Annotated in this window: 11 protein-coding genes; 4 read left to right on the plus strand and 7 right to left on the minus strand. The window is 43.3% G+C overall.

Annotated features, from left to right (window positions below; genetic code table 11):
* The first annotated feature begins 72 nt into the window (after positions 1-72).
* From pepT to PGQ33_RS08195, 4 genes are all read left to right on the plus strand, one after another.
* On the plus strand, positions 73-1,293 hold the full coding sequence (gene pepT, locus PGQ33_RS08180; RefSeq protein WP_118198896.1) for a peptidase T: 1,221 nt from the start codon (positions 73-75) through the stop codon (positions 1,291-1,293).
* Positions 1,294-1,311: 18 nt separating this feature from the next.
* Positions 1,312-2,811, plus strand: coding sequence for a YfcC family protein (locus PGQ33_RS08185; protein ID WP_173826119.1), 1,500 nt, complete (start codon positions 1,312-1,314; stop codon positions 2,809-2,811).
* Positions 2,812-2,841: 30 nt separating this feature from the next.
* The gene (gene pepV, locus PGQ33_RS08190) at positions 2,842-4,218 is read left to right on the plus strand and encodes a dipeptidase PepV (protein WP_270205583.1); all 1,377 of its coding nucleotides are present in this window, start codon (positions 2,842-2,844) and stop codon (positions 4,216-4,218) included.
* A gap of 170 nt (positions 4,219-4,388) precedes the next feature.
* The gene (locus PGQ33_RS08195; RefSeq protein ID WP_270205584.1) at positions 4,389-5,873 is read left to right on the plus strand and encodes a sensor domain-containing diguanylate cyclase; all 1,485 of its coding nucleotides are present in this window, start codon (positions 4,389-4,391) and stop codon (positions 5,871-5,873) included.
* 140 nt (positions 5,874-6,013) lie between these two features.
* Here PGQ33_RS08195 and PGQ33_RS08200 read toward each other — a convergent pair whose 3' ends face one another.
* From PGQ33_RS08200 to PGQ33_RS08230, 7 genes are all read right to left on the minus strand, one after another.
* On the minus strand, positions 6,014-7,147 hold the full coding sequence (locus tag PGQ33_RS08200; protein ID WP_195502138.1) for an ATP-binding protein: 1,134 nt from the start codon (positions 7,145-7,147) through the stop codon (positions 6,014-6,016).
* Between the two features lie 171 nt (positions 7,148-7,318).
* Entirely contained in the window at positions 7,319-7,513 is a 195-nt protein-coding gene (locus tag PGQ33_RS08205; RefSeq protein WP_055156213.1) for a hypothetical protein, read from the minus strand.
* An 88-nt stretch (positions 7,514-7,601) separates the two neighbouring features.
* Complete coding sequence (locus PGQ33_RS08210; RefSeq protein ID WP_008369949.1) at positions 7,602-8,891, minus strand: O-acetylhomoserine aminocarboxypropyltransferase/cysteine synthase family protein; 1,290 nt, start codon at positions 8,889-8,891, stop codon at positions 7,602-7,604.
* A 215-nt stretch (positions 8,892-9,106) separates the two neighbouring features.
* Entirely contained in the window at positions 9,107-10,234 is a 1,128-nt protein-coding gene (locus PGQ33_RS08215; protein WP_195502137.1) for a M20/M25/M40 family metallo-hydrolase, read from the minus strand.
* A 108-nt stretch (positions 10,235-10,342) separates the two neighbouring features.
* Complete coding sequence (locus tag PGQ33_RS08220; RefSeq protein WP_270205585.1) at positions 10,343-11,482, minus strand: trans-sulfuration enzyme family protein; 1,140 nt, start codon at positions 11,480-11,482, stop codon at positions 10,343-10,345.
* An 89-nt stretch (positions 11,483-11,571) separates the two neighbouring features.
* Positions 11,572-12,006, minus strand: coding sequence for a GNAT family N-acetyltransferase (locus tag PGQ33_RS08225; RefSeq protein ID WP_008369942.1), 435 nt, complete (start codon positions 12,004-12,006; stop codon positions 11,572-11,574).
* 16 nt (positions 12,007-12,022) lie between these two features.
* On the minus strand, positions 12,023-12,613 hold the full coding sequence (locus tag PGQ33_RS08230) for a glutathione S-transferase C-terminal domain-containing protein (RefSeq protein WP_270205586.1): 591 nt from the start codon (positions 12,611-12,613) through the stop codon (positions 12,023-12,025).
* Positions 12,614-12,648: the final 35 nt, after the last annotated feature.

The following is a 12,648-nucleotide window of genomic DNA, read 5'->3' on the forward strand; positions in this document are numbered from 1 at the left end:
AGGTTGTCAAACACAATCAACTCATAAATTTGTGTAACTAAAAATCAAGGAAGAAATGAAAGGGGATTACAAATGGAAGTTGAAGAAAGATTACTAAAATACATTTCCATCAAAACACCTTGTGACGAAAACAGTGATAAGGTTCCAACTACATCATGTCAGTTTAATCTTGCGAAAATCCTTGCCGATGAATTAAAAGATCTCGGACTTACCAAAGTGATTCTGGATGACAAGTGTTTTGTCTATGGAATTCTCCCGGCTACTCCCGGTTATGAGACCAGAAAAAAACTGGGATTTATTGCACACATGGATACCGTTCAGGAATTCTGCGAAGGAGAAATTCATCCTGTCTGTACACCAGATTATAATGGTGAAGATCTCGTCCTTGGAGACAGTGGAAGAATTCTTACCACAAAGGATTTCCCACATTTAAAAGCTTTAAAGGGACGTACCTTAATTACCTCTGACGGAAATACCATCCTCGGAGTAGACGACAAAGCCGGTATTGCAGAAATCATGCAGCTGCTGGAAATCCTGCAGACAGAGCAGATTCCTCATGGTCAGATCAGTGTAGCATTTACACCGGATGAAGAATGCGGAAGCGGTGCTGCTCATTTCGATTTTGAAGCTTTTGATGCTGAAGTTGCCTATACAATGGACGGAGATGGAGAAGGCGAGATCCAATACCAGAATTTCAATGCCTGTGAAGCAAAATTTGAAATCAACGGGAAGAATGTTCATCCCGGATCTGCAAAAAATGTCATGATCAATGCGGTTCTCATCGCAGCAGATATCAACAATATGCTTCCAAGATATGAGATTCCGAGATATACCGAAGAGTACGAAGGATTTTACCATCTTCTGAGTATTCACGGCGACGAAGGATATGCCATCGCTGAATATATTATCCGCGATCATGATACAGACAGCTTTGAGGCTCGAAAAAATACACTCCGCCATATCGAGAAAACCTTAAATGAGTTCTGGGGAGCGGGAACAGTTGCTTTGACTCTGACAGACGAATATAAGAATATGGAATGTATTATTAAAGAGCATATGTATCTGATCGATTACGCAAGACAGGCTTGTGCAAACGCAAATGTCCCGGAAGATATTTCTCCGATCAGAGGCGGCACAGATGGCTGCAAGCTGTCTTTCAAAGGACTTCCTTGTCCAAACCTTGGCACCGGAGGTCATGGCTATCACGGACCATTAGAGCATGTAACCATAGAAGGCATGGAAGCTGCTGTCCGTGTGATCGTAGAACTTGTAAAAATATTTGCAAACGAATAGAAAACAGAGGTACCGATTATGAAAAAGAAAAAAATCTCTTTCCCTTCTGCGCTTACCGTATTATTTATCGTCCTTATTTTTGCCGCTATTTTAACCGCAATCGTACCGGCAGGACTTTATTCCAAATTAACCTACAACGCAGATCATGATGTATTTGAAATCACTACACCGGATGGTGACGTTACAGAAATGGCTCCCACTCAGGAAACGTTGGATGAACTTGGTGTCACCGGTAATCTGAACAAATTTTTGGATGGAAGCATCAGCAAACCAATTGCCGTTCCGGGAACTTATCAAAAAGTAGAACAACAGCCACAGGGAGTATTCAAAATCCTTCTCGCTGCCATCAAAGGTGTATATGATACCATTGATATCATCCTCTTCGTATTCATTCTGGGCGGATGTATCGGTGTCCTGAATTATATGGGCGCATTCAATGCAGCAATTGCCGCTCTTTCCAAAGTCACAAAAGGGAAAGAATATATCCTGATTATTTTGATTACCATTATTATTGCGGCAGGTGGAACAACCTTTGGTCTTGCCGAAGAAACCATTGCTCTGTATCCGATCCTTGTTCCGGTATTCCTTGCAGCCGGATACGATGTTATGGTCTGTATCGCTGCCATTTATATGGGTTCTTCCATCGGAACCATGTTCCCTACCATTAACCCGTTTTCCGTAGGAAATGCATCAAACGCAGCCGGAATCAGCCTTGCTGACGGAATGGGAATCCGTGGTATCGCACTGGTGCTCGGAATCATCATCACCTTGATCTATATTCTTCGTTACGCAAAGAAGGTAAAAGATGATCCGTCTAAATCTATCTGCTATGACCAGTATGAATACCATTTACAGAAATACGGTCATCAGGGAGAGGTTCCGGAATTTACAGGTAAAATGAAACTTTCCCTGCTTGTATTCGGTGTATCCTTTGGTGTACTCGTATGGGGACTTGTCGCACAGGGATGGTGGTTTGATAATATGACCGCTCTCTTCCTTGCCTGCGCGATCCTGCTCGCCTTTACCTCCGGCATCGGCGAAAAGAACTTTATGGATCAGTTTATCGGTGGTGCTGCCGATCTGATGAGTGTTGCCCTGGTTGTCGGTGTTGCCCGTGGTATCAATGTCATTCTGGAAGATGGTATGATTTCTGATACGATCCTTGAATTCTTCTCAAAAGCGATCAGCGGCATGAATCCGATCCTGTTCATCATCCTTATGATGCTGGTATTTATCGTACTTGGATTTTTCATTTCCTCTTCCTCCGGTCTTGCGGTTCTGTCCATTCCGATCATGGCACCGCTCGCCGACACCGTTGGGGTATCAAGATCCGTCATCGTTTCAGCATACGCATACGGTCTTGGACTGATTTCCTTCATCACACCGACCGGACTGATCCTTGCATCCCTTGCAATGGTTGATGTTACCTATGACAAATGGCTGAAATTTATCATGCCTCTTATGGGTATGACAACCGTATTCAGTGCGATCATGCTAATCATTCAATTATATGTATAAATACCTTATCCAGACAGGAGGAAGCCAGTTATGGATTTTGAAAAACAAATAAAAGCAGATCGGGAAAGTCTGATCCAGGATATCATAAAACTGGTATCGATCAACAGTGTGGAAGCAGCACCGGAGGCAGGAATGCCTTTCGGTGCAGGTCCTGCAAAGGCTCTCGATTGTTTTCTTGAAATAGCAAATTCAATGGGACTTACAGTTGAAAATTTTGACAACTACGCAGGACATGCCGATTATGGAGAACAGGATGAAATTCTGGGAATCCTTGGGCATGTAGATGTCGTTCCCTGCAGCGGAAACTGGATCTGTGATCCTTTCAAACCGGAAATCATAGACGGAAATCTTTACGGGCGCGGTGTTCTTGACGACAAAGGTCCTCTTCTCGCCTGCCTGCACGCAGTAAAGATTCTGAAAGCAATGGAACTTCCTCTGCAAAAGAGAATTCGTTTCATCGTTGGCGCCAATGAAGAAACCGACTGGAAATGCATGGATTATTATTTCAATCAAAAGAAAATCCCTGCTCCACAGATGTCTTTTACACCGGATGCTGTATTTCCACTTATTTATGCCGAGAAGGGTGTCTTCCAATATCAACTTGTAACAGATATCACGGAAGAGCTTGTTCTATCCGGCGGAAACGCTTTTAATGCAGTTGCAGATCACGCATCTGTTCTGCTTCCCGAAGAAATGGAAGCTGTGATCCATAAGAATCTTCTCTCCTGGGAAACACAGACGAATTGCCATTTCCGACTGGACAGAATGGACTCGTCTCTTCGCCTGACTGCAGAAGGTGTTGCCGCACATGCCGCCCATCCTTCTACCGGAATCAATGCGATCAGCGGACTTATGAAAGCTGTTTCTGAATTACCACTTCAAAATGAGCTTTCCAGAATCGCTGCCTTCTATATGAAGTACATCGGTTTTGATCTGACCGGCAAAGGACTGGGAATTGATCTTTCCGATGAAATTTCCGGTAAATTAAGTTTTAATGTAGGAAAGGTCGAAGTACAGGATTATAAAGTCATCTTTTCTATTGACAATCGTGTTCCTGTCACTTACCGCTGCATGCAGGTACAGGAGCTTATCCAGAAGCATTTAAGCGGCTCCGGATTCCGTTTTGAAAATCCAAATGCCACAGAATCGATTCATATCCCAAAAGATTCTTTCCTTGTACAAGCATTGTTGGAATCCTACCGTACCGTTGTTGGCGATTCATCTGCTATGCCTCTGGTTGACGGAGCCTGCTCATATGCGCGCGCACTGGATAACTGTGTTGCTTTCGGAGCACTTTTACCGGATCAGCCGGATCTGATGCACCAGACCAATGAATATCTGGAACTTGACAAGCTTGATATCTGGATGAAGATTTATCTGGACGCCATTTACAGACTCGCAAAATAGAATCGGAATGAATAATGTAATGTATTTGTTAATATCTTACATTATTCATTCCTTTTTTTATTTAAGTTTTATACATTTTGTACATTTCTCAAATGACATTTCGTTAAATCCATGCTATAATTAAAAAAATGATAATTCATCTGTTAACGTACAAAATAAGGGGGGCTTACATGAAAAAAATATCACGTCATGAACTGATGCAATATGGAACGGCTGTCATTTCGTTCCTGATTGTAATGACGTTCACACTTCTGATTTTTTTCTGGTTTGTACAACAGAGCGTTGATAAAAGTGTACAGAACGTTATCCAAAAAAACACACTGCAGCAAAAGGATCACCTGGAACTGGTTCTGGAAAAAGAATATGAATTCCTGGAGAGTCCTGCTGCATACTTCGGAACAACTTCCGATCTGTTCAGTAGAGATAATCTTCAACTTCTTGCTGAACTGGCTTCTTCCAGCTCCTTTCACCGGCTTATGCTTTTTTCTACAGACGGTATCGGACACTCCAGCGATGGAAAGAATACCGATGCAAGTTCACGGGACTATTTTCAAAAGACATTGGAAGGCAGACGCGTCCTTAGTTCTCCTCTGTCAAGTAGCGTAGACAACGAAACCCTCGTTGTCCTCACAGTTCCTGTTTATGACAAAGATCAGAATATTATCGGTGTTTTTGGAGGTTCCATCGATGTCGCGAAACTGACTACCATGCTCTTTGAGGATCTGTATTCCGGTTCCGGCTACTCATTTATCACAGACTCGGACGGCAACATTATTTCCATTGAATCTACTCACAACGAAATCCGGGAGAACTTTTTTACTTCTTCCTCTGACTGGGTATTTCAGACCTCGGAAGATGGCGCTACCCTTCAGGAAGATTTTAAGCAAGGACACGCAAACTGCCGCAAGATTACAGCAGATTTATCACATGCACGCTATATTTCCTACCAGCCACTAAAGTACAACGACTGGATGCTCTGCTATATCGTTCCTGCTGTCGAAGCCCGTCAGCACTTTGCTTTTATCAACAACTTTGAAATCATTCTGTTCGCCTTTTTTATCTGCATTGTGCTGCTTCTGATCTTCGCACTCTGGAAGATCAACCAGAAGAATCAGACTTCGCTTCTTCGCCAGGCGCATACAGATGCTCTGACCGGACTTCTGAACAAAGTTTATGCAGAACACACGATTTCCGAATGGCTGCGCGAAAAAGATTTTGAAGATTTACAGGCTTTAATGATGATCGACATGGATTATTTCAAGCAGATCAATGATACTTATGGACATGCAACCGGTGACCAGGTACTGAAAATATTTGCCGGATTTCTGAAAGAACAGTTTCGGACAACCGATATCATCGGTCGTGTCGGTGGTGACGAATTTATGATCCTGATGAAAAATGTACGTCTGGATTACAGTATCCATCTGCATTTGCAAAAGCTCTATACAAATCTTCAAAATGTAGATATCCCGGAACTAAATGGCCGGAAACTTTCCTGCAGTATCGGCTGTGCTGTTGCTCCAACGGATGCTGAATCTTTCAGCCAATTATACCGCCTTGCTGATCATGCTCTGTATACAGCTAAGCACAACGGACGTGGACGTTTTGTTATTTACCACGATATCAAGAACCAGCAGGAAACCGTTTTATCCTGATCAACGTCAGGAATTCTGGTACAGGTCAATATTCCTGTCATTTAATCTCAAAATTCCCGCCGGGCAGATCCTGTACCTGCCCGACGGGAATTTCATTCTTCTTTCTATCTCAGATACGCCTCCGGCACATCCAGTCATTTTTAATCATCGTAAGTATCCAGGAAATTGTGTCTTACACCTTTTGCCTTGTAGCCGACAACCGTATCCAGATTGACATTTTCCACACTCTTGAAAATATTGCCCTCCACAAACGGGTTCGTCTTCTTAAGCTCTGCAATCAGCTTTTTGATCTCCATACGCTTTGACTGATTTTCTTCATTGTTGCAGGTTGTGCAGGTATCGGTAAACTTACATGCACACTGAATAAAATGCAGGTCATTGTAATCTCTCCATGCCTTGATGTCATCCTCACGGATCAGATACATCGGGCGGATCAGTTCCATCCCTTCAAAATTTGTACTGTGAAGCTTCGGCATCATAGTCTGCACCTGTGCACTGTAGAGCATTCCCATCAGAATCGTCTCAATCACATCATCATAATGATGTCCCAGTGCGATTTTGTTGCAGCCCATCTGCTGTGCAAAATTATAAAGATATCCACGTCTCATCCTTGCACAGATATAACACGGTGATTTTTCAATCTCAAATACCGATTCAAAAATATTGGATTCAAAAATCCGGATCGGAATCTTCATCTTCCTTGCATTTTCTTCAATGACCTTCCGGTTCTCCGGACTGTATCCCGGATCCATCACCAGGAACTTTACTTCAAAGTTAAATTTGTTGTGACGCTTTAATTCCTGGAAAAGCTTTGCCATCAGCATTGAATCTTTTCCACCGGAAATACATACTGCGATCCGGTCACCTTCTTTGACCAGTTCATATTCTCTGACAGCTTTTGTAAATTTGGACCATATCTTCTTTTTGAACTTCTTGCGGATACTAAGCTCCACATGTTCACAGACATCATCTGCTTCCTTTTTCTTCATATCTGCCATCAGCCATCCAACATAACCGCCCTTCAGGCTGTATGCTTCATATCCCTGATCCTGCAGTTCTTCTGCGATATCCCTGCTGATCTGTCCTCTGCTGCAGCAGATAATGATCTTCTTTTCCTTATCTTCCGGCGGATTCTCCATCAGTGCATCTGCTGAGCTTGCCACTGAATTCGGCAGGATTCCATGGGCGCGCTCAATCTCGCCACGGATATCAAAAAGCTCGTAGGACTCTGCAGGAAGCGTTTCCATTTCCTCGATCGTAATATCTATACTCATTGATTTTCTCCTTGTAAAAAGAATGTATCCTGACACATAATCCTCTTTATTGAACAGAAAGTTCCATCTGGATTGTTGTCAAATAAAAAATACGTGTGTATCGGTACATATCATAGCATAATCTGTTCATCTGGTCAAAGGGAGATCCATCCGAAAATACCGGATTTCCGCTTATCGCACAGCATTTTCAACACTCCTGACTGCCGCAATTCCTTTCGGAAATGCAAGACTGACAAACAGTGAATAGTACCAGCCAAATCCGGCATTTTCCATCATAATCCCATATGCCATGCTTACGAAAATGTAACTGCACATGATCGGAATGGATTTCAGAAAAGCATTTTTTCTGATCTGTGCCTTTGTCATAGTGTTTTCTCCTTAAAATTTTCTGTGCACATCGAAAAAGACGAAGGTTTCGAAAAACCTCCGTCCAAAATTCCTGTGTGTATAATATTTATTTGCCCTGAACCGCTGCAAATCCACCTTCAAGATCTGCGATGATATCATCGATATGTTCTGTACCGATAGAAAGACGGATTGTGTTCGGTTTGATTCCCTGATCAAGCAGTTCTTCTTCTGTCAGCTGAGAATGTGTTGTTGTTGCCGGATGGATAACAAGACTCTTAACATCCGCAACATTTGCAAGCAGCGAAAAGATCTTCAGGTTGTCGATGAACTTGTGAGCTTCTTCCTGTCCGCCTTTGATCTCGAATGTGAAGATAGATGCTCCACCATTCGGGAAATATTTTTCATAAAGTGCATGATCCGGATGATTCGGCAGTGACGGATGGTTCACATGCTCTACCATTGGATGATTAGAGAGGTATTCTACTACTTTCTTTGTATTTTCTACATGACGGTCAATTCTAAGCGACAGTGTCTCTGTTCCCTGCAGCAGAAGGAATGCGTTAAATGGAGAAATTGTTGCTCCCATATCACGAAGAAGGATTGCACGGATGTAAGTTACAAATGCTGCCGGACCTGCTGCATCTACGAAAGATACTCCGTGGTAGCTTGGGTTTGCATCTGCGATTGCCGGGTATTTTCCACTTGCTTTCCAGTCAAATTTACCGGAATCTACGATGATTCCACCAAGAGTTGTTCCGTGTCCACCGATGAATTTGGTAGCAGAATGTACAACGATGTCTGCTCCGTGTTCGATCGGACGGATCAAATATGGTGTTCCGAATGTGTTGTCGATTACAAGCGGAAGTCCATGCTTGTGTGCAATTTCAGCGATTGCATCGATATCCGGGATATCACTGTTCGGATTACCAAGAGTTTCAAGATAGATGGCTCTTGTGTTATCCTGAATTGCATCTTCTACTTCTTTCAAGTTATGTGCATCTACAAATGTAGTTGTGATTCCGTAATGTGTCAGTGTGTGTTCAAGAAGGTTGAAGCTTCCACCGTAGATTGTCTTCTGCGCTACGATATGTCCGCCATCTGCTGCAAGTGCTTCGATGGTATATGTAATTGCAGCTGCTCCGGATGCTGTTGCAAGAGCTGCCACACCACCTTCAAGTGCTGCGATTCTCTTTTCAAATACGTCCTGTGTAGAGTTTGTCAGACGTCCGTAAATGTTACCTGCATCTGCAAGTCCGAATCTTGCTGCTGCATGTGCAGAGTTCTTAAATACATAAGATGTTGTCTGGTAAATCGGTACTGCTCTGGCATCAGATGCCGGATCTGGTTCTTCCTGTCCTACGTGAAGCTGAAGTGTTTCAAATTTATAATCGCTCATATTTTTCTACCTCTCTTTTCTACTGTCTGATGTATCGTGATCTCTATAGTGATCTTTCAAATTTGATAGTTGCATTATATCCACTTTTACCTACTTTGTCAATAGGTTAATAGGGAATTATTTTAAAAACATTTAATTTCAATATGTTTTATCTGTTTTTCTTCTATCAATATAAAAAAGACGCTTTTGGCGTCTTTTCTGTATAATAACATCCACTACTGCTCATCGGTGATCAGCCCGGCGATCAGTTCTGCTCCTGTCCCAAGATCTTTGATTGTCGTATATTCATTTACCGAATGTGCCTGGTACATTCCATTTGACAGCACCAGTCCAGGAATCCCGTTCTTCGCAAAGCTGTTGTTGTCACTTCCGCCAAATGTCTCTACAAGATTTCCTGCAAGTCCCAGCTTTTTGCTTACTCTTTCAAACCGTTTTACCGGCACACTGTCTTTTGCTGTCTCATAAGCGATCAGATGAACTTCGCAGGTAAGTTCTGATTCAGCTCCGTGTTTTTCAGCCACCTTTTTGAAGGTATTTCCCACTTTTTCTACACAACGAGTCGCTTTTTCATGAGAATAGCTCCGGATTTCTCCCTTTACAATACATTTTTCCGGAACAATGTTCGTTCCGCTTCCACCTTCGATCAATCCGATATTGCAGGTTGTCTCTTCATCCACATGTCCCTGACTGATCTGCGTGATCGCTTCGGATGCAATAGCGATCGCATGAACGCCGTGCTCCGGATCAAATCCGGCGTGGGATGCCTTCCCGGTTACTACCACCTGATAAGAAATCAGAGACGGTGCTTTATATGCCGCGCTTCCAACCGGTCCGCTGATATCCAGTACATAGGCTTCTTTTGCACGAACCTTTGAAAAATCAAATACGCTGCTGCCCTTGATATAAAGCTCTTCTGCAATTGCAAAAAGAATCTCGATATCCCGGTGTGGTACTCCCGCTTCTTTTACACTGCGGATTCCTTCCAGAATCTCCACAAGTCCTGCCACATCATCAGCTCCAAGAACTGCTTTTCCTGCGGAACGGATCACACCGTCTTCTCCGATGATCCCTTTCTTGCCTTTGGACGGCTCAACCGTATCCATATGACCGGACAAAAGGACCGGATCTCCCGGAAGATCTCCCGGAAGATATGCATATAAGTTTCCGGCATTTCCTCCGAAATGTTCTCCGGCATTGTCTTCCTCTACTTCAAAACCAAGTTCTTTTAATTTCACGATCAGCCGGTCTGCCATCTGACGCTCCCCAAAGCTTGGTGCATCGATCGCAGTCAGTTCCTGAAATTCGTCAACTACTCTTTTTTCATTTACTTCTATTTTGCTCATTTCTGCCACTTCCTTATCTGCACGGTCATTATTCCGATCTAAAAACGGTCATCGTCCATCTGTCCTGTACATCTTCCATCACAGATGTCTGTCGCTTGACTCACACTTCTACTTTAATACAGCTTCCAGGTCTGCGATCAGATCCTCTGCGCCTTCGATTCCAACGGAAAGTCTTAAAATCCGGTCTGTGATTCCGTTCCGGTCAAGCTCTTCTTTGGAAAGATCCGCATGCGTCTGGGTGATCGGATAAGTGATCAGAGTCTCAGTTCCTCCTAGGCTTTCCGCAAACTGGATCAGTTTTACATTTTCCAGAATGTGATATGCTCTCTCTTTGGAATCTACTTCAAAGGTCAGGATCGAACCAAATCCTCTTGCCTGCTTTTTCATCAGTTCGTAACCCGGATGTGATTCAAGTCCCGGATAAAGCACCCTTGTCACATACTCCTGCTTCTCCAGAAAATGTGCGATCTTCAGTGCATTTTCCTGTGCCCTGTCCATACGGACTCCAAGCGTCTTGATCCCTCTGAGGATCAACCAGCTGTCCATCGGTGCAAGGGTTGCTCCTGTCGTCTTGATAATAAAACGAAGCTGTTCCTGAATGTCCTCGCGGTTTGTTATCAGAAAACCTGCAAGTGTGTCATTATGTCCACCCAGATATTTTGTCCCGCTATGCACAACAATGTCAGCACCAAGCTTCAGCGGATTCTGGAAATATGGTGATAAAAAGGTATTGTCCACGATCAGAAGAAGTTCATGTTTTTTTGCTTTCTTTGAAAGTTCTTCCAGATCGGATACACGCATCATCGGATTGGTCGGTGTCTCTGCATAAATTGCTTTTGTGTTATCCTGGATATAATCCTCTACATCCACACTGCTTAAATCCACGCTGGTAAATGTCAGTCCATTTTTCACATTAATGCTGTGGAACAGACGGACGCTTCCTCCATAAAGATCCTCATCAATGATGATGTGATCGCCCGGTTTGAAAATCTCCATCAGAGCTGTGATTGCTGCCATTCCTGTCGAAAATGCCAGTGCATCGATTCCTTCTTCCAGCGATGCTACGATCTTCTCAAGATGTTCTCTCGTCGGATTCTGTAATCTGGAATAGTCATAACCACTTCCTCCGCCTACTCTGTCTCTTGCAAATGTTGCAGACTGATAGATTGGATAACTGATCGCCCCATATATTTCATCCTTATTATCGTCAGCCAAATGCTGACATCGTGTATCAATTCCGTACTTCATTCTTGTCTATCTCTCCTGTTTCTATAAATCAATGTCGCTATTTACTGTACAATATCTTTCTGCCAAAATCCAGTTTTCTTTTCATAAATTTACGCAAGTTCTTTCTCCGTCATCACACATTCAAACTCTCCGGAGCCGCTTACCTGTGAAAAATCTGCGGTATAGCCGAGCTTTTCATAGAATCCAAGTGCCGCTTTTCTGGAATTGATATAGATTTTTGTCACACCTTTTTCGCGCATCCAGTTTTCCGCCTCAATGATTCCTGCCTGTCCGTAATGTTTTCCCCTATAGGATTCCAGTGTTGCCACGCGCTCAATTTTTCCGGTATGTTCATCCAGATAATGCAGCCTGCAGGTGGATACCGGATAAATTCCGTCCATCACCAGAATATATTCATCTTCCGGTGTGTCATCTGAAAATTCTCCCTCAAGCGGGATCTTAAATCCCAGGCACATTGCCTGTGTCCGCACATAGTGTACCCCGGCTCTCTGCCATTCTTCTGTCACTCTGACTGCTTTCATCATTCATTCCCCGCTTTCTTTATTTTCCGGATAATTTTTCTCTTCCGTGTGGTGTCAGCCATAAGGATTCATCCGGTCCGTTCGGCACGATTGCAAACTCATTGGATGGGCAGCAATCAATATGATAATGCTTCTTGATCGCCGCAAAATTCGTTGTGTCGCCAAATCCCGGTGTCTGATACAAATCTCTTGCATATGCCCACAGATTCGGATAATCGCGGAGAAGCTTTTTATTCAGACGAAATACCGGATAATATGCACAGTCAAATCGTACCAGTGTCACATAAAGACGCACATCAGATTCAGTCAGTCTGTCACCAAATAAGTATCTCTGGTTTGCAAGCCTTCTCTCATAATCGTTTTCACCAAAACGATAGCCTTCTTCCAGAAGTGCCACATTGTAGATTGCAGCCTGACACACGCCATCGGAAATTGCCCTCGCACAGCCAACTACCTGGCCTCCATCGTAAATAAATGCCGTCGCATAGCTGTTCTTAAATATTTTTTCTTCTGTAGCGGCATCAAAATGACTCAGTCCAAAATGGTCTAAAATATCTGCCACTGCCTGATAATCTACATTTTCCTTGTCTGTCACCAGTCTGATACTCATTGCTTTCGCTCCCTTCTTTTATCCTGTTGGAAAAA

The sequence above is a fragment of the Coprococcus sp. AM100_B19A genome (assembly GCF_027662015.1).
GTDB classification, from domain to species: domain Bacteria; phylum Bacillota; class Clostridia; order Lachnospirales; family Lachnospiraceae; genus Allocoprococcus; species Allocoprococcus comes.